Origin of the sequence: Haloglomus salinum (assembly GCF_024298825.1) — an archaeon.
In the GTDB taxonomy this organism is placed as follows: Archaea; Halobacteriota; Halobacteria; order Halobacteriales; family Haloarculaceae; genus Haloglomus; species Haloglomus salinum.
Map to the genome: position 1 here is coordinate 3,631,062 of NZ_CP101153.1, position 18,215 is coordinate 3,649,276.

Annotated in this window: 17 protein-coding genes; 14 read left to right on the forward strand and 3 right to left on the reverse strand. The window is 71.7% G+C overall.

Annotated features, from left to right (window positions below):
* Positions 1-99: 99 nt before the first annotated feature.
* The 11 genes from NL115_RS17740 to NL115_RS17790 all read left to right on the forward strand — a co-directional run bounded on the left by NL115_RS17740 (position 100) and on the right by NL115_RS17790 (position 9,386).
* Positions 100-714 (forward strand): ATP-binding protein, encoded by a 615-nt coding sequence (locus NL115_RS17740; RefSeq protein ID WP_254830653.1) that lies wholly within the window; start codon positions 100-102, stop codon positions 712-714.
* Positions 711-1,493, forward strand: a complete 783-nt coding sequence (locus tag NL115_RS17745; protein ID WP_254830654.1) for a cobalt-factor II C(20)-methyltransferase — start codon at positions 711-713, stop codon at positions 1,491-1,493. Before NL115_RS17740 ends, NL115_RS17745 begins: the two co-directional genes overlap by 4 nt.
* The gene (locus NL115_RS17750) at positions 1,490-2,398 is read left to right on the forward strand and encodes a cobalt-precorrin-4/precorrin-4 C(11)-methyltransferase (RefSeq protein WP_254830655.1); all 909 of its coding nucleotides are present in this window, start codon (positions 1,490-1,492) and stop codon (positions 2,396-2,398) included. The genes NL115_RS17745 and NL115_RS17750 overlap by 4 nt, the downstream gene beginning before the upstream one ends.
* Position 2,399: 1 nt before the next feature.
* Positions 2,400-3,398 carry a cobalt-precorrin 5A hydrolase gene (gene cbiG, locus NL115_RS17755; RefSeq protein WP_254830656.1) on the forward strand — a complete coding sequence of 333 codons (999 nt, stop codon included), beginning with the start codon at positions 2,400-2,402 and terminating at the stop codon, positions 3,396-3,398.
* On the forward strand, positions 3,395-4,297 hold the full coding sequence (locus tag NL115_RS17760) for a precorrin-3B C(17)-methyltransferase (protein ID WP_254830657.1): 903 nt from the start codon (positions 3,395-3,397) through the stop codon (positions 4,295-4,297). Before cbiG ends, NL115_RS17760 begins: the two co-directional genes overlap by 4 nt.
* 6 nt (positions 4,298-4,303) lie before the next feature.
* The gene (gene cobJ, locus NL115_RS17765) at positions 4,304-5,293 is read left to right on the forward strand and encodes a precorrin-3B C(17)-methyltransferase (RefSeq protein ID WP_254830658.1); all 990 of its coding nucleotides are present in this window, start codon (positions 4,304-4,306) and stop codon (positions 5,291-5,293) included.
* Between the two features lies 1 nt (position 5,294).
* Complete coding sequence (locus NL115_RS17770) at positions 5,295-5,543, forward strand: ferredoxin (protein ID WP_254830659.1); 249 nt, start codon at positions 5,295-5,297, stop codon at positions 5,541-5,543.
* A 73-nt stretch (positions 5,544-5,616) separates the two neighbouring features.
* Positions 5,617-6,318 carry a cobalamin biosynthesis protein gene (locus tag NL115_RS17775; RefSeq protein WP_254830660.1) on the forward strand — a complete coding sequence of 234 codons (702 nt, stop codon included), beginning with the start codon at positions 5,617-5,619 and terminating at the stop codon, positions 6,316-6,318.
* Between the two features lie 3 nt (positions 6,319-6,321).
* Positions 6,322-7,572, forward strand: coding sequence for a CbiX/SirB N-terminal domain-containing protein (locus tag NL115_RS17780; RefSeq protein WP_254830661.1), 1,251 nt, complete (start codon positions 6,322-6,324; stop codon positions 7,570-7,572).
* Positions 7,573-7,621: 49 nt separating this feature from the next.
* On the forward strand, positions 7,622-8,047 hold the full coding sequence (locus tag NL115_RS17785; RefSeq protein ID WP_254830662.1) for a DUF3209 family protein: 426 nt from the start codon (positions 7,622-7,624) through the stop codon (positions 8,045-8,047).
* Entirely contained in the window at positions 8,034-9,386 is a 1,353-nt protein-coding gene (locus NL115_RS17790; protein ID WP_254830663.1) for a PQQ-binding-like beta-propeller repeat protein, read from the forward strand. Before NL115_RS17785 ends, NL115_RS17790 begins: the two co-directional genes overlap by 14 nt.
* A gap of 84 nt (positions 9,387-9,470) precedes the next feature.
* Here NL115_RS17790 and NL115_RS17795 read toward each other — a convergent pair whose 3' ends face one another.
* The 3 genes from NL115_RS17795 to NL115_RS17805 form a co-directional block, all read right to left on the reverse strand.
* On the reverse strand, positions 9,471-10,238 hold the full coding sequence (locus NL115_RS17795; protein ID WP_254830664.1) for a CbtA family protein: 768 nt from the start codon (positions 10,236-10,238) through the stop codon (positions 9,471-9,473).
* A complete protein-coding gene (locus NL115_RS17800) occupies positions 10,238-10,444 on the reverse strand; it encodes a CbtB domain-containing protein (protein ID WP_254830665.1) in 207 nt (68 codons plus the stop codon). The genes NL115_RS17795 and NL115_RS17800 overlap by 1 nt, the downstream gene beginning before the upstream one ends.
* A gap of 72 nt (positions 10,445-10,516) precedes the next feature.
* Positions 10,517-12,754, reverse strand: coding sequence for a VWA domain-containing protein (locus NL115_RS17805; RefSeq protein WP_254830666.1), 2,238 nt, complete (start codon positions 12,752-12,754; stop codon positions 10,517-10,519).
* Positions 12,755-12,788: 34 nt separating this feature from the next.
* Here NL115_RS17805 and cobN point away from each other — a divergent pair, with 34 nt between their 5' ends.
* The 3 genes from cobN to NL115_RS17820 are packed head-to-tail and all read left to right on the forward strand — an operon-like array spanning position 12,789 to position 18,188.
* Positions 12,789-16,685 carry a cobaltochelatase subunit CobN gene (gene cobN / locus NL115_RS17810; RefSeq protein WP_254830667.1) on the forward strand — a complete coding sequence of 1,299 codons (3,897 nt, stop codon included), beginning with the start codon at positions 12,789-12,791 and terminating at the stop codon, positions 16,683-16,685.
* Positions 16,675-17,400 carry a precorrin-8X methylmutase gene (locus NL115_RS17815; RefSeq protein ID WP_254830668.1) on the forward strand — a complete coding sequence of 242 codons (726 nt, stop codon included), beginning with the start codon at positions 16,675-16,677 and terminating at the stop codon, positions 17,398-17,400. The genes cobN and NL115_RS17815 overlap by 11 nt, the downstream gene beginning before the upstream one ends.
* Complete coding sequence (locus NL115_RS17820; RefSeq protein WP_254830669.1) at positions 17,397-18,188, forward strand: cobalt-precorrin-7 (C(5))-methyltransferase; 792 nt, start codon at positions 17,397-17,399, stop codon at positions 18,186-18,188. Before NL115_RS17815 ends, NL115_RS17820 begins: the two co-directional genes overlap by 4 nt.
* Positions 18,189-18,215 lie beyond the last annotated feature (27 nt).

Sequence of the window (18,215 nt, forward strand, 5' to 3'; positions counted from 1 at the left end):
GATTCCACGCATCTGACCCGATTCTACCCGCACAATATCGATTTGGCTTGTTCTAAAACAAGCACAATTGTTTTACTCCCGGGTGCGTTTGTGCTCAGCATGTCACGGGTACGACTCCCCCACGACGCGAAAGCCGGGCCGACGAAACCGGAGGTCCGGGCGGTGACGCTCGCGAAACTCGACCCAGGTCCGGACGCCCACGCCGTCGAGGTCGGTGCCTGCACCGGGGCCGTCACCGTCGGCCTCGCGCGCCGGGCCGGCCGCGTGACCGCGCTCGAACGGAAGTCCGAGCGCCTCGACACGGCACGGAAGAACCTCGCCGCCAACGGTGTTCCGCTCGCAGACGCCCCCGACGCGGCAGCCGACGGTGGGGCCGTCGCCGCTGCGGCAGACCGTTCCCCCCGGAGCGCCGCGCCCGTCACGCTCCGCGAGGCCGAGGCACCCGGCGGACTGCCCGACGACGCCGACACGCTGTTCCTGGGCGGGAGCCGGAACTACGAGGCTGTTCTCGACCACGCCGCCGAGACGGGCGTCGCCAGAGTGGTCATGAACGTCTCGCGGCTGGAGGTCGCGGGCGATGCCGTCCGGGCGTTCCGCGAGCGCGACCTGCTGGACGGGGTCTGCCAGTTCCAGGTGAGCCACGGCTACGAGCTGGCCGGCGCCACCTCGTTCGACTCGGACAACCCCGTCTACTGCATCGTGGGGGGCGCGTGACCCTCTACGGCGTCGGCCTGGGCCCCGGTGACGCGGGCCTGGTCACGGTGCGGGGCCGCGAGGTCCTACAGGCGGCCGAGGTGGTCTACTCGCCCGGGCGCCTGTCGCGCTCGGTCGCGACCGAGCACGTTCCGGAGGAGCGTATCGGAGAGCTGGACTTCCCGATGACCCGGGACGAGGACGAACTGCGCGAGGCCTGGCGCGAAGCGGCCGCCGAAATCGCGCCGTCGGCTCGCGACGGGACCGTCGCGTTCGTCACGCTGGGCGACCCGAACGTCTACTCCACCTTCGGCCACCTCCGGCGCACGCTGGCGGCGTTCCACCCGGATGTCGACCTCGAGGTCGTGCCGGGCGTGAGCGCGCTCACCGCCTTCGCCACCGCGCTCGGCGTCGAGGTCGCGGCCGGGTCCAGCATCGCGCTCCGGGAGGCCGCCCGCGGCGCGGCCCCGACCGGACCGGACCGGATGGTCCTGTTCAAGGTGACCGACGCGCCCGCCACCCACGAGGGACTCGTCGAGGCGGGTTACGAGGTGACCTACGGCCGGCGGCTGTTCATGGAGCAGGGCGAGACGCTCGTCACGGACGACCCGGCGGACCTCGCCGAGCGTGATTATTACACGCTGGCCTATGCCGAGCGACCGGAGGCCCGCGTCGAGCAGGCCACCGACGCGTTCGTGGAGGCGGGTGCCGACGGCGGCCGCGCGGTCACGGACGGTGGCGACACGGAGCGGCTCGAACGCTCCGAAGCCGCCCTGTCCGGCGACGAGGTGAGTCGATGAGCGACGCACCCGACGAGCCGACCGACCCGCAGGATGCCATCGATGCGGCCTCGGCGGCCCGCGCGACCGGGCGCGACCCCCGGGTCCAAGAGCACACCGCCGGCGACGACCAGGAGGGAATCCCCTTCGTCGGCGCCGGGCCGGGCGACCCCCGCCTGCTCACCGTCGCCGGTCGGGACCTCCTGGCCGAGGCGGACCTCGTGGTCCACGCCGGCTCGCTGGTCAACAGCGAACTGCTCGACGAATACTGCGCCGACGCCGAGACCGTCTCCTCCATCGGGAAGGACCTGGAGGAGCTGATTCCCCTGATGCGGGACGCGTACGAGGCGGGCCAGAACGTGGTCCGGCTCCACAGCGGCGACCCCGCGGTGTACGGTGCCGCCCTCGAGCAGATGGACGCGCTGGAACACGAGGGCGTCCCGACCTACATCGTCCCCGGCGTCACCTCGGCGTTCGCCGCCGCCGCGACGCTGCGTACCCAGCTCACCCTCAACGGTGCCGCCGACCACGTCGCCTTCACCCGGCCGCAGGGGAAGACCCTCGACCCGGAGGACGACCACATCGCCGAGTTCGTCGAGATGGGCGACGTGACGACCTGCATCTACCTCGGGACCCACGCCGTCGCGGAGACGATGGACCGGCTGGTCGACGAGGGTATCGACCCCGAGACGCCCGTCGCGGTCGTCTACCACGCCTCCTGGCCCGACGAGGACGTGCTGACGGGCACGGTCGCCGACATCGGCGCCGCCATCGAGGACGCGGGCTATCGCGCCTCCGCGATGGTCGTCATCGGCGACGCCGTCGGCGCGGGCGACTACGAGCGGTCCTACCTGTACGGCGGCTGGGCGAACCGTGGCGAGGACGACTCGGACACCTCGGCGGACGAGGAGGCGGGGGCTGACTGACATGAGTACTGACAGCAACAGCGGTACGACGGACGAGGCATCGGACGACGACAGCTCGGGCGGGCACTGCTCGACTCCCGACAGCGACGGCGAGGTGGCCGAGGACATCGCCGTCGTCGCCTTCGAGCGCAAGTGGGAGACTGCCGAGGACATCCGCGAGGGCATCGGCGACCGCTACAACAGTATCGACCTGCTGGAGTACCACGGCGACGTGTTCGCCGAGCACTGGGGCGAGTACGACTGCTTCGTCGGGCTGATGGCCAGCGGCATCGCGATGCGCAAGACTGCCGGCCTGCTCGACGACAAGTGGGCGGACCCCGCCGTCGTCGTGGTCGACGAGGAACTCACGTGGGCCATCCCGCTCACCGGCGGACACCACGGGGCCAACCAGGTGGCCGACGACCTCGCGTCGATGGGCGCGGTGCCCGCGATGACCACGGCCAGCGAGGCGGCCGGCAAGCAGGGCGTCGAGGAGCGCGCGAAGGCGCTGGACGCCCACGTCGTCAACGGCGACTCGACGGTCGCGACGAACCTCGCCGTGCTGGACGAGGAACTCGGCCCCGTCGCCCGACTCGACGGCCCAACCGCGGTACTGGCTGGAGAGGACGTGACGGTCCTGAAACGGAACTCGAACGACAGCGTCGTCCTCGGCACCGGGAGCGTCGCGGGCGCCGAGGCCGAGCAGTTCGAGGCGGCGTGGGAGGCGGCCCTCGCCGACACCGACTACGACCTCTCGGACGTGGAGTTCGTCGCGACTGGCACCCGGAAAGCCGAGGAGGACGGCCTGCTCGCGGCCGCCGAAGCACTCGGCCTCGGGGTCGTCTCCTTCGAGAAGGAGACGCTGGAGGAGTTCGAGGGCCCCACACCCTCGCGCTCGCGCGAACTCATCGGCTGGCCGGGCATCGCCGAGGCCTCGGCCATCGCGGGCGGCCGCGACCACGACCTGCTCGTCGAGAAGGTGAGCCACGAGGACGCCGTCACGGTGGCGGTCGGCCGATGAGCACCGATAGTCCGGACAGCGATGGCGTGGAGTTCGACCTCGATGGCGAGGTCGTCCCCGAGTCCGAGTACGGCACGCTGTACGTCGTCGGTATCGGCCCCGGCCTGCCCGACGAGATGACCCAGCGCGCCCGCGACGTGATTCGCACGGCGGACTGCGTGGTCGCCTCGAACCTCTACCAGGAGTTCCTCCGGAAGGACGGAACCCTGCCCCCGGCGGACCGAGTCGACGAGGACGGCGCCTTCGAGCGACCCGACGGCTCGACGGGCGAACTCGTCCGGTCCTCGATGGGCCGGCAGGTGGAGCTGGCGAAGGAGGCGTTCGCTCGTGTCCGCCGCGGCGAGGACGTGGCGCACGTCTCCGGCGGCGACCCGAACGTGTACGGCAAGAGCGACCTCGTGTTCACGATGGCCGAGGCGGAGGGCGCGACGGACGTGCCCATCGAGATCGTCCCGGGCGTCACGGCCGCCCTGGGACTGGCGGGCAACCTCGGCGCCCCGCTCTCGAACGACTTCTGCACCGTCTCGCTCTCGGACAAGTGGCGCGGCTGGGCGGAGATAGAGGAGAAGCTCCGGGCCGCCGCCATCTCCGGGTTCGTCGTCGTCCTCTACAACTGCTGGCGCGACTACGAGCGCGCCATCGACACCCTCCGGGAGGAGCGCGCCGCCGACGTCCCCGTCGCCATCGTCAACGACGCCGGCCGCGGCGAGGCCGGGCGCAACCTGGAGGGCGAGACGTTCACCATCACGACGCTGGGCGAGGCCGACCAGCACGACGAGGAGGTCGGCGGGATGGGGACCTCCATCCTCGTCGGCACCCACGAGACCGAGGTCTGGAGCAACGACCACCGCGAGTACCTCGTCACGCCCCGCGGCGGGCGCGACGTGGAGGACTTCTGATTCACCATGAGCACCGAGAACACCGACACCACGACCGAGGCATCGACTTCGACAGACACCGAGAGCACGTGCGGCGCATCCACTGACGCGACCGAGGAAACCGAGAGCAAGTGTGGTACATCCACCTCCTCGTCCAGTTCCTCATCGTCGTCGGGCTGTGGCGGCTCGAAGTCCGAGACGACCGACGAGAACGTGAGCGCGACCGCCGCCGACTTCGAGGGCGACCCCGGCCGCCTGGTCGCCGTCGGCCTCGGCCCCGGCCACGCCGAGGGGATGACCCAGCGCGCGAGGGCCGCGCTCCTCGAGGCCGAACACATCGTCGGCTACACCACCTACATCGACCTGCTGCCCGACGAGGTGACCGAGCAGGCCGACGAGCTGTACGACACACCGATGTGCGGCGAGGTCTCCCGCACGGAGGAGGCCGTCGACCGGACGCTGGCGGGCAACGACGTCGCCATCGTCGGCAGCGGCGACCCGAACGTCTACGCGCTCGGGGGACTCGCCCTAGAGATTGTCGAGTCGAAGGGCACCACCCCGAGCGCCGTGGACTTCGAGGTCGTCCCCGGTGTCCCGGCCGCACAGTCCTGCGCGGCCCGGCTGGGCGCCCCCCTCGTCAACGACACCGTCACCGTCTCGCTGTCGGACCATCTGACGCCGATGGAGGACATCGAGTCGCGGCTCCACGCCGTCGCACCCAAGGGGTTCACCATCGCCATCTACAACCCCTGGAGCCGGAAGCGTCGCGAGAACTGGGAGACGTGCTGTGACATCCTGCTGGAGCACCGCGACCCCGACACCGCCGTCGGTGTCGTCCACGGTGCCGGCCGCGAGGACGAACAGGTCGAAATCGTCGACCTGGGCGAGCTGAAGGAACTGGGTGAGACGGACCTCGTCGACATGACGACCACCGTCCTCGTCGGCAACGAGGAGACGTACGTCGAGGACGGCCGGATGGTCACCCCCCGTGGGTACGAGAGCAAGTACGACTACTGAGATGTCCGAGCGATACCGCGTCACCGTCGACAAGGAGGCGTGCGATGGCATCTTCGCCTGCCTCGTCCGCGACGACCGGCTCGTCGAGGCCGACGACGGCCTCGCCGGGTTCGACCCGGACGAGGCGGTCGCCGTCGAGCAGACCGCCGACAGCGTGACCGCGACGTTCGAGGACGACCGGCGCGACGAGGCCGAGAGTGCAGCCCGGGCCTGTCCGCCGAACGCGATTTCCGTAGAGGTGCTGGAATGACTGTCGAAAATGCTGATTTTTCGATAGACGTGGATAATAACTCGAATATTGTCATCTCCGAGGAGGTCTCGCGATGAGCGACGCCCCGACCGGCACTGCCGACCGCGACCCGCCGCGGGACCTGCTCTCGGCCCACCCGGAGACGGCGTACTTCTGGGGCCGGGTCGGCGGCGACGGCGACCTGACGAGCGAGCGCGTTCTCGTCCGGGCCGCCGAGGAGTCGGTCGCCCGGCGGCTCGCTGCCATCGCCGGCGACGACGGCCGCATCGCGGGCGAGCGCACGGTCGAGCGACCGTACGCCCACGACGCCTCGCTCGCGCGCGTCGAGGACGAGTACACCGTCAAGGTGTTCGGCGGCGCCGCCGACCGCGCGGCCGCGGCCTTCGGCCTCCCCATCGACGGCACCGACGGCGGCTACCGGCTGGACGCGCTGGCCGACCACGACCGTCAGCTCCTGCGCGGCCTTCTCGAAGCCACAGGTACCGTCTGCTTCCGGGAGTCCGAGGGCAAGGTGGGCGTCTCCTTCGTTCACGACGACCGGGCGCTGCTGGAGTGGGTCCGCAGCGCGCTCGCCGACCACGGCTTCGGGAGCGACGACCTCGCGGAGACCTCCTCGGGCGGGTACTGGTTCGGCGTCGCGGACGCCGACACCGCCGCGTTCGGCGAGTGGGTGTACGAGGGGAGCGACGCGACCGGCCTGTTCGCCGACGACCGCCGGACGAAGCTCCTCCGGAGCATCGAGCGTGCGGCTCAGGTCTCGGCGGGGGCCGACTGACCGATGAGCGACGCACCACCCACGGCGGCGCCGACCGACGGCCCCGAACTCCCCGACGAGTTCGACGACGAGGCGGTCCTCCTCGTGGGGCACGGTTCCCGGCGCGAGAAGTCCAACGAGCAGGTGCGCGCCCTCGCGGTCATGCTGGAGGACCGGCTTGGCCTTCCCGTCGATGCGGGCTTTCTCGAACTCGCCGAGCCGTCCATCCCGGACGCGCTCGCCGGCCTGATGCCGAGCGTCTCGCGGGTGACCGTCGTGCAACTGTCGCTGTTCGCCGCGAGCCACGTCAAGAACGACGTCCCGCTCGCCGTCGACCAGGCACGAGCCGACCATCCGGCGGCGACGTTCCACGTCGGTGGCCACCTCGGGGTCCACCCTGCCATCGTCGACCTGCTGGACGACCGTGCCGCGGCCGTCGAGGCCGAACTCGGCGTCGACCGCGAGACGGACGAGGTGGCCGTCGTACTCTGTGCGCGCGGGTCCTCGGACCCCGACGCGAACGCCGACGTGCACAAACTCGCGCGCCTGCTCCACGAGGGGCGCGACTTCGCCCGCGTCGACCCGACCTTCATCGGCGTCACGGAGCCGACGCTCGGCGAGACGCTCCACCGCGTCGCCCGCGCCCGCCCGGACGCCGTCGTCGTGCTGCCGTACATGCTCGGCGACGGCGTCCTCACGGGGCGCATCCGCGACGGCGCCGCCGAGTTCGGCGCCGACTACCCGTACGTCGCTGCTGCTGCTGGCGACCCGCTCGGGACCGACGACCGACTGCTGGACGTGCTGGGCGACCGCTGGCAGGCCGCCCGGACAGACAGCGTCGAGATGTCCTGCGACACGTGCAAGTACAAGGTCGAACTCGACGGCTACGAGCGCGACGTGGGCGGCGCCCGCGCGCAGTTGCGCGCGCTCACGCACCTCGAGACCCACGCCGACCGCGACGACGTCGACGACGACCCGCACGTCCACGACCACCCCGAGAAGCACGTCGCCGTCTGCACGAACACCACCTGCGCGAACGACGGCGCGCCCGCCGTCCTCGAACGGCTCCGGCAGGGCGTCCGCGACTCGGAGGCCTGCGACGCGCGCGTGACCCGCACGTCCTGTCTCGGGCGCTGTGGCGACGGCCCCATCGTCGCCGTCTATCCGGACGGGGTCTGGTACGGCGACGTGGCGCCCGACGACGCCGAGCGCGTCGTCGGCGACCACCTCGACCGCGACCGCATCGTGAGCGACCTCGTCGACGGCACCCTGTAGCATCGCCCGCGCACCGACCCAGCTGTCAGATTCACACCACACACCACCCATGACCTGTCACGAACTCGAAGCCCTGCGACTCGGCCTGATGAACGTCCTCGGCACGACCGACCGGAGCGCCCGCGAGCACGCCGAGAAGGAACTCGACGGCCACCTGGAGGGTCCCATTGGGGCACTCGCGGAGGCCGATACGCTGGACGGTGTCCAGCGCCACCTCGACGCCGCGCTCGTCGAGCTGGAGGAGGAGGTGGCCGCGGCCGGCGGTGAGCCGAGCGACGCGAGGCGAGCCTCGTCGGACGAGTCCGACGGTGAGAGCACCGACCGGTACGACTACCTCCGCGGGCGACTCGTGGCAGTGCGCGACGCCGAGCGCGCCGTCCGCCGGCTCACGAATCAGGGCGAGTCCGTCCTCGACGGCCTGGACGACGCCCACCACCTGCTCCACGAGGCGTTCCCCGTCGATGACGACGACTGAGCCACGGAGTGGGGTAGCCGAGCCGCTCATCGAGACCGCCGCCGTCTCCCTTGGTGATGTCGACCCGGCCCGCTCGCGTCACGCCGGCCGGCGGTCAGCGATTGCACTCGTACCGGGGGCGGACGCCGACGCGGACGCGCCGCTCGCGGTGGCTGGCCTCGCCGACGGCTCGCTCGTCGCCGTCGCGCCCGACGGGACCGAACGCTGGCGAGATACCCCAGATACTGCGGGCAGCGTCGTCACCCTCGTCACGTTCGCCGGCGGCGTCCTCGTCGGCGAACGCGGTGCCGACGGGGCCGTCCGCTATCACGACAGCGCAACCGGCGACTGTCGATGGCATCACGAGAGCGCGACCGACGTGGGCGACCCCCAGCGCCACTCGCGGTTCTACCTCCCGTTCGTCGCGAGCGCGGCCACCGCCAGCGTCGACGGCGAGTCTCGGGCGTTCGTTGCCGTGCGACGGTACGAGCGCTCGGGCGACGACCAGCCGCGTCACTTCGAGAGCGCCGTCTACGCGTTCGACCCGGACGGGACCATCGCGTGGCAGTACGAGGCGGCCGCCTCGCCCATCGCCGTCGATGTCCGGAACGGCCGGGTCGCGGTCGCCTACAACCGCTGTCCCGAGCCCGACGACCACGATGATGGCCTGGTCGTGCTCGACGCCGCCAACGGCGCCGAACGCTGGTGCTGGGACCCCGGCGTGGCGATGCCCGGGCCACCCGGGCAGCGCCGGGTCGGCGACGTATCGCTGACACCTGGCGGCCCGGTTGTCGCGAGCCACGCCGACTACCGCGGCTACGGGCTGAACTGGCACGGCACGGTGCGCTGGCAGCTCGACCTCGCGCGGCCGGTCGAGCGGGCCGTCTCGGACAGTTCCGCAGCGGACGACACCCGCGAGGAGGGCGCCGACACCGTCTACGCCTATCCCAACCACGTCCACGCGACCGAATCCAGGGCGCTGTTCGTCACGGGCAACACCTATCCCGAGGCGGGCCGCGAGACCGAGGCCCGGCATCCGCGCGAGCACACGGCTGTCGGTGTCCAGACTGGCGTGGAGCAGTGGTCGGCCCCGGTCGGCGGCTTCGCCACCGACCTCGGCGCCGCCGAAGCGGGTGTGGCGGTCCCATCGGGCCAGCACTTCCGGGACCGGGACGCCGCGACCCACGCGCTCCGGGTGTTCGACCTCGCCGACGGGTCGTCCGCCACGGTCGAGACCGACGGTATCGTCACCTGTGCGGCCGTCCGCGACGGCCGTGTTGCGGCGGTGGAGGAGCCCGTGATCTACCACGACGAGGGCGTCGAGCACGGTTCGTACCGGCTACGGCTGTTCGAGCGGTAATCGAGAACCTGTCTGATTACCGCCTTATCCGAGAGGTATTCGGAGAATATCTGCTGTCTGTCTATTGTTAGTCGGATTTAACAGTTAGTCGCCGGGGGCGACTGCGGGGCTATCGGCCGTGACCATCGCGTCACGGTCGAGTCCGCGCCGGTGGAACCGTGCGAACGCCGCCGTCAGGACGAGCCACAGGCCGACCTGGCCCGCGAGCACGACACCGCGGTAGGCCGCGACCAGCGGTTCCCCCGCGGCCGCGGTGGGGCCGACGACCGGGAGCGCGAGCAGCGCGGCGAGTGGGACCGTCGCGACGAGTGCGGCGACCCGGCGGCCGTGACCGATGTCGGCCAGCCGGTCGTACAGCGCCCCGCTCGCGAGGCAGGCTACGGCCCCGGCGACGAGCGCGCCGCCGTACCAGAGGCCGCGCACGTCGAGCGCCGCGCCCTCGACGCCCGGGGGCTGGGGCGGCACCGCGAGCCAGGGCGCCCCCGAGACGGTGAGCAGCCCGGCCGCACCGAGCAGGTAGACCTGGGTGTCGCTCGTGCCGGGAACGGCCGGTTCCAGCAGGTAGAACGCGACGGCGAAGCCGACGCCCAGCAGGACGCCCCAGCCGAGACCGCCCAGCAGGTTCGTCAGCGTCGATAGCGCTCCCGTCGACACGGAGAGCGGCCCCACGTCGATGGCTGCGTGCGCTGTCTCGTCCGCGTGTCCGCCGTCGGCTGCGTGTCCGCCGTGGTGCCCCGCGCGCTCCTCGGCCACGGCCACCAGCGGCGAGGCCACCAGCACGACGAACAGCCCGAACGCGAGGCCCGCGACTGCGCCGGCCTTCAGGCCACGGAGCACGTAGGCCGCGAACATCAGTGACAGACGATGCCGGCGGCGTGGCGCGCGTCGTGGAGTGACTCGTGGACCGCGGGCTCGCCCGCGAACACGAGCAGGAACAGGAGGCCGGCGACCAGCGCGGTGCCGACCGCGACCTGCGTGGCGGTCAGCGACGTGCGTGCGGCAGTGAAACGGTCCTGGACGGTCGAGGCCCGCGAGACGGGCTGTGATGACTGCGACATCGGAAACTCGACTTGTCAAAAGTAAAGCTAGATTGTAAAACTTTCGAGCGAGCCACAGCTCGATTGCACAGCTCAGGTGTCGGTGTCGCCCGCGTCCCGGGCGGCCGCGTCAACGCGCTCGGCCGAGAGCGCGTCGAGCCCGACGACGGTCGCATCCGTCGCCCCTGCGACCGTCCCGACCAGGCCACGCTCCTCACCGGCGTCCACCACCAGCACGTCGTCGGCCACCTCGGCGAGTCCCCGCGCCGCGTCGCGGGTCGCCGCCGTCGGGCTCTCACCGTCGGCGACGTTCGCGCGGCCGTCCGTCACGAGTACGGCCACGCTCGCGTCCGGACCGGCCCGCGCCAGCACCTCGCTCGCGGTCCGGAGCCCGGCCGGCAGCGGCGTTCGGTCCGCCGTCGGCAGTTCCTTCAGGTGGCGCGCCGCCCGACTCGTGCTGTCCGTCGGCGGCAACACCACGTCCGCCCCGTCGCCGGCGAACGCCACCAGCCCGACCTCGTCGCGGGCCTGGTAGGAGTCCCGGAGCAACTCCAGCAGCGTCCCCTTCGCGGCGCGCATCGCCGGCCGCATCGATGCGCTCGCGTCCACGACGAACAGGACGAGCGTCGTCGCGTCGCCGGCCCGGACGGAGGCGCGGAGGTCGCGCGCAGCCACACCGTCCCCGCCGCGGGCGGCCGCCGCCCGGACCGACGCCGCCGCGTCGACCTGGTCGTCCGTGTCCGCTCGCCGCGTCCGAATCCGCGGGCCCGACTCGCTCCCGCGGACCGTCGCCGACCCGCCGCTCGACCCGTCGGTCGCCTCGGGTCCATCCGGCGTCGGCAGGTCGGGGGCTCGCGCCTCGCCTGCCTCGGCACGTGTCTGTCCCGGAAGGAGCGGCGTCGGTGGCGCGGCCTCGTCGGCGTCCTCGCCTGGTTCGCCGTCGACCGGTTCCTCGGGCTCCCCTCCATCCGCCGTCTGTTCCCCGTCGGCGGGCATCGGGTTCGGACTCTCCATGGGTGTCTCGCTGTCGTCCGCATCCGTACCGGACTCCTCTGGGGTCGTGCCGGGGTCGTGCGTGCCGCCGCCCGCGGACCCGTCTCCTGGCTCCGACTCCGGCTCGTGGTCCCCCGGGTCGGCGGTGCTGGCGGTGTCGTCATCAGCCTCGCCAGCATCGCCATCACCGGCGTCATCGTCGGCTTCTCTCGACTCACCCTCGCCCTCGCTCTGCCCCTCACCGTTCGCGCCATCGTCGAACCGCTCGTCCAGGAGGTCGTCCGGGGCGGGGGCGTCCTCGAACGGCCGGGACCGCAACCGGTGGGGCAGCGCCAGTTCGGCGGCCCGCCGTACGTCCGGTTCGAGGACGCGCGGCCGGTCGTCCAGGGCGGCGAAGGCGAGCGCCGCACGTGCCGTGGCGATATCGGCGCGGTGCCCGTCGACGCCCGCATCACGACAGAGTTCGGCCACCTCGGCGGCGAACTCGTCGGGGAGATGGGTGTCGCCCGCCGCCAGCCGCTCGCGGGCGCGCCGGAGCTGGGCGGCGTGGTCGGTCTCGTCGGCTGCCGTCTCGTCCTCCAGCGGGTCCTCGCCCCGGTCCCGGGCCAGCGCGCCGCGGAGCACCCGGACACGGTCCTCGGTATCCTGGAGCCCGGCGACGGTCGCCTGGAGGTCGAACCGGTCGCGGAACTGCGGGCGCAGGTCCCCCTCCTCCGGGTTCATCGTCCCGACCAGCGTGAACGAGGCCGGGTGCCGAACCGAGACGCCGTCGCGCTCGACGCGGTTGACGCCGCTCGCCGCCGCGTCCAGCAGCGCGTCCACGAGGTGGTCGTCCAGCAGGTTCACCTCGTCCACGTACAGCACCCCGCGGTTCGCCCGGGCCAGTAGCCCCGGATCGAACGTCGCCTCGCCGTCCAGCGCGTCCGCGACCGACAGCGTCCCGACGAGTCGGTCACGAGTCGCGCCGAGCGGGAGCGTCACAAGTGGTGTCGGCCGCGTCTCGACGGGCGGGTCCGCCCGCTCTCGGCAGTCCGGGCACTGTGGCGGTGCGGCCACCGCGCCGGGCCCCTCGCCGTCCGGGTCTGGGTGGCAGCCGAACGGGCAGTCTGCGACGATCCGCTGGTCGGGCAGCAGGTCGGCCAGTGCCCGCACGGCGGTCGATTTCGCGGTCCCCTTCTCCCCCCGGACGAGCAGGCCCGAGAGCGCGTCACTGGCGCCGACTGCGAGTAAAGCTCGCTTGAGCTCCGACTGGCCGACCACCTCGTCGAACCTCGGTCCATCGCGCTCCTGGGGCGGTCCGGGCCCCGATAGGCTTTTGCCCCGTGCGAATTCAACCATACTTGTCCGATTGCAACGGAGGTTTAACAAGATTATGCCTACCATCGGCCTGTACACGGCGACGGAGAACGAACTGGGGGCGGTCGGCCGGGCCGCCGGCGAGGTGGACGCGGACCTCGTGGTGCGCTCGGAGAGCGACCTCGACGGTCCGGAGGACGCCGACGCGTTCGTCGACGAACTGACCGACGCGACCGCGGTGGTGCTGTGGCTCCACGGCGCCGAGGACTCGATGCCCGGCTACGGGCACGTCGTCGAGCGGCTACGCGAGGCGGGCGTCCCGCTCGTGGTGAAGGCGACCGGTGACGCCTTCGCTATCGAGGACACGACCGTCGACACGGCGACCCGCGACCAGGTCTGCGACTACCTCGACCGCGGCGGCACCGCGAACGTCGCCAGCTGCGTCCGCTACCTGATGGACCAGTTCAGCGACGCGTCACGCGAGTTCGATGACCCCGTGGCGCTCCCGACGGAGGGCGTCTACCACCCGGACCATCCGGGCGCGAACTACGAGGACCTCGCCGCGACCCTCGACCCCGACACGCCCACCGTCGGCGTCTGGTTCTACGAGTCCCACTGGACCCACGAGAACCTGCGCTACGTCGACGCACAGGTCCGTGCCATCGAGGCCGAGGGCGCCGACGCGTTCCCGGTCTTCTGTAACCCTGCGGAGGATGCCCCCGACCAACGAGACGCGGAGTGGGTCGTCGACAACTGGCTCACGGACGACGCGGGCGACCCCATCGTGGACGCGATGCTCTCCTCGTTCATGTTCTCGCTCTCGATGGACGAGCGCGGTCGGAGCGCCGACGACGAGGGCAGTGGCGACGTGTTCCTGGACCGACTGGGCGTGCCGGTCGTCCAGACCGTGACGACGATGCGCTCGCGGTCGCGCTACGAGTCCAGCGACACGGGCGTGATGGGCTTCGAACTTGCGCTCTCCGTGGCGCTCCCGGAGTTCGACGGCAACGTCATCACCCACCCCATCAGCGGGAAGGAACGCACGGGCGACGAGGCCGGCATCGGTACCGCGCCGAAGCAGCACTTCCCCATCGAGGACCGGGTGAGCCACGCCGCGAGTCTCGCAGTCAACTGGGCCCAACTCCGGCACACACCGAACGCCGAGAAGAATGTCGCCGTCGTCCTCCACAACTACCCGCCCAGCGACGACGGCATCGGCACCGCGTTCGGCCTGGACTCGCCGGCTAGCACGGTCAATCTGCTCGAGGAACTGGACGGGCGAGGGTACGACCTCGGCGCGGGGGCGGGAGGTGCCGGGGCCGACCCGCTGCCCGAGAGCGGCCAGGCGCTCGTCGACCAGCTCACCGCCCAGCTCACGCTCGACGACCGCTGGGTCGCGCCCGAGGACGTGCGGGACCTGTCGGTCGACACGGTCGCGCCGGACATGTACGCCGAGTGGTTCGCGAAGATGGACGACGGATTCTGCCAGAACGTCGTCGAGGAGTGGGGCGACCCGCCCGAGCGCCCGTTCGCCATCCCCGGCGTCGAGTTCGGCAACGTGCTCGTCACGGTCCAGCCCCCGCGTGGCTTCGGGATGGACCCCTCGAAGGTGTACCACGACTCGGACCTCCAGCCCCCCCACGACTACGCGGCGTTCTACGGCTGGCTCCGCCACGACTTCGACGCCGACGCCGTCGTCCACCTCGGCACCCACGGCTCGCTGGAGTGGCTCCCCGGGAAGACCGTCGGCCTCGACGGCGAGAGCGCCCCCGACGCGCTGGTCGGCGACCTCCCGAACGTCTACCCGTACATCGTCAACAACCCCGGCGAGGGGACGCAGGCGAAACGGCGCTCCTACGCCGCCGTCGTCGACTACCTCACGCCGCCGATGGCGAACGCGGGGACGTACGACGAACTCGCCGAACTGGAGGAACTCGCGAGCGAGTACCGCGAGGCCGGGACGACCGGCGCCCGCCCGGACGAGGGGCAGGCACTCGAGGAGCGGATTCGCGCAGCTGTCGACGAGGCCGACCTCGCCGTCGAACTCGGCATCGAAGGCGACATCGAGGAGCGGGCGGACGTGCGCGGACCGGAGGAGGCCGGCACCACGCTCGCCGAGGGCACAGTCGACGGCGACGACGTCTCCGTCGACGAACTCGTCGAGCGGGTCCACGACTACCTGACCGACGTGAAGACGACCCAGATTCGGATGGGGCTCCACACGATGAGCGAGCCGCCCGCCGGTGACCGCCTGGTCGAGTACCTCGTCGCGCTGACGCGCCTGGAGAACCCGGGTGCCCCGAGCCTCCGGGACAGCGTCGCCGGCGTGCTGGGCGTCGACCCCGACCGGATGCTCGAATCGCCGGGCGCGTACGACGACGCCCTCGGGATGACCTACGCCGAGGCCGCCGACGAGGTGTACGAGACGTGCTGTGAGCTGGTGCGGACGCTCGCAGCGCACGAGTTCGACCTGCCGGCCTCCGAACGCGAGGCCGGGGCCGGGGACGAACTCAACCTGAACCTGCTGGTCGTCGACATCGACCCGCTCGGAGATGCCCGTGCCCAACCGGGCGCCCACGACGACCTGCGGGAGGCGCTGCAGTTCATCTGCGAGGAGGCCGCACCGCGGGTCGGTGGCGCGCGTCAGGAGGTCCCCCGGACGGCCGACGCGCTCGCGGGCGAGTACGTCCCGCCGGGCGGGAGCGGTGCGCCCACGCGCGGCGGCGTGGACCTGCTCCCGACGGGGCGGAACTTCTACACGCTCGACCCGCGCAAGGTGCCGGCGAAACACGCGTACGACGCGGGCAGGGAGGTCGCCGAGGGCGTGGCTGCTCGGCACCACGACGAGGAAGGTGAGTATCCCGAGGAGATCGGCGTCGTCGCCTGGGGGACCCCGACCGTCCGCACGCGCGGCGAGACCATCGGCCAGGTGCTCGCGCTGATGGGCGTCCGTCCGGTCTGGACCGACGCCGGCCGCGTCGACGACGTGGAGGCCATCCCGCTCGACGAACTGGGTCGGCCCCGTATCGACGTGACCACGCGCGTCTCCGGGCTGTTCCGGGACGCCTTCCCCGCGGCGGCGGGCGTCGTCCACGACGCGGTCGACCTCGTGGCGGGGCTGGACGAGTCCCACGAGGAGAACTTCGTGAAGAAGCACGTCGACGAGGAGGCCGACACACTCGAAGCCGATGGGTGTGCCCGCGACGCCGCCAAACAGCGCGTGTTCACCACGCGCCCGGGCGGCTACGGCGCGGGGACGAACAAGGCCGTCGACGAGGGGAACTGGGAGTCCCGTGCGGACCTCGCCGAGGTGTACGTCCAGTGGGGCGGCTACGCGATGGGGTCGCGCGGGACGGTCAGCGAGGCCCACGACGCCTTCGAGCGCCGCCTCGGGAGCGTCGAGGCGACCGTGAAGATCGAGGACACCGCCGAACAGGACGAGTTCGACTCTTCGGACTGGTACGCCTTCCACGGCGGCTTCATCACCGCCGTCGCGGAGACCGCGGGCGAGGAGCCGGCCTCCTACGTCGGCGACACCTCCGACCCCTCGCGGGTCGACGTCTACACCAACGAGGAGAAGGTCCGCAAGGCGATGCGGGCCCGCGTCCTCAATCCCTCGTGGCTGGAGTCGATGGAGGAGCACGGCTACAAGGGCGCCGGCGACCTCTCGACGACGGTCGATGTCGTTCTCGGGTGGGACGCCACGACTGGCGTCATCAGTGACGGGTTGTGGAACGACGTGGCCGAGAGGTTCGCGCTCGACGAGGACCGCCAGGAGTGGCTCCGGGAGGTGAACCCGTGGGCACTGGAATCCATCACGGACACCCTCCTCGAAGCGAGCGAACGCGGCCTCTGGGATGCCGACGAGGAGATGCTGGACGACCTGCGCGACGCCAACCTGCGGGCCGACGGCGATATCGAGGCGCGTGATGCTGGCGGTGCGACGCAGGGGGTGACCAGCGATGACGACTGAGGGCCAGCAGAGCGATGCCGAGGCGGACGAGTTCGACGACTACGCCGACCTCGGCGCGACGACGGAGAACGCGATGGAGATCGCCGAGACGAGCATGGACCGAGTCCACGAACTCGTCCCGCAGGAGACTCTGGCCGACCGGTTCCGCGCGAAGGCGGTCCACGCGACCGGCGACCCCGAGTTCCAGTACCTCGTCCGGTTCACGGGCGCCGACGAGTCCGAACCCGCCCGTGCCGGCGCCCGTGCCGTGCTCGACGAGGCACCCATCGTGACCGACATCACGATGGTGAAATCCGGAATCACGGGACGCGGTCACGCCTGCGAGGTGCGGAAGGCCATCGGCAACGGCGCCGAGCTGGCGGCCGAGACGGGGATGACCCGGACCGCCGCCTCCGTGCTGGAGCTGGACCGTGAGGGCGTCTACGACGGCGCGGTCGCGGTCGTCGGCAACGCGCCGACGGCTGCGCTGGCGCTCGCGGACTGCATCGAGGACGGCACCCGGCCCGCCGTCGTGGTCGCCACGCCCGTCGGCTTCGTGAAGGCCGCCGAATCCCGGAAGCGGCTCCGCGAGGTCGCAGGCGAGCACGGCGTGCCCGCTATCACCAACGTCGGGCGGCGCGGCGGGAGCGGCCTCGCCGCCGGCCTGACGAACGAACTGGTGCACGTCGCGAGCGATGCCCACGAGGGAGACGTGGAACTGGAGGGGTCGCCGTGAGCGACGCCGAGTGGGGGAGCGACGAGGACCTCGGCGACTCGTTCGACGACCCGACCGCGTACGCGGCGCGGGCGCCCGAGCCGGCGAGTATCGTCGAGGACGGCGACGACCCACCCGTGTTCGCGGTCGGCGTCGGCCCCGGCAACTCGGAGTACCTGGTCCCGCGTGCCGAGCGTGCCGTCCGCGAGGCCGACGTGCTGGTGGGCTTCGAGACCGTCGTCGACGTGGTCCGCGAACACGCCACCGGCGAGGTGCTCGAATGCGGCTACCGCGACCAGGCCGCCACCCTCGAAACGTTCGCCGACCGCGTCCACGAGGGCGCGCGCGGGACGGCCGTCCTGATGGGCGACCCGAACCACTCGGGCTACCAGCTGGTCGGGCGCGTCGAGCGCCACGTCGACCGACCGGTGCGCGTGATTCCGGGCATCTCGTCGCTCCAGCTCGCAGCCTCGCGGGCCCGCACCCCGATGGAGGAGAGCACGTTCGTCACACTCCACCGCCGCGGCGACCTGACCGAGGCGCGCGAGCGGCTCCGCCGGGACGTGGGTGACCGACACCTGCTCGTGCTGCCCCGGCCGTTCGACCTGATGCCCGGCGACATCGCCGCGGACCTGCTCGACGCAGGGGCTGGCCCGTCCCTGCCGGCACTGGTTCTGGAGCGGCTGACCCACGACGACGAGGCGGCGACGCGGTCGACGCTCGGCGAGCTGGCCGAGTACGCGGGCGGTGATGGGGTCGAGGACACGCCGTTCTCGGACCTGTCGGTGCTGGTCGTCCGACGAACGTAATCGGAACTGCGTTGCCGTCGTGGCGGC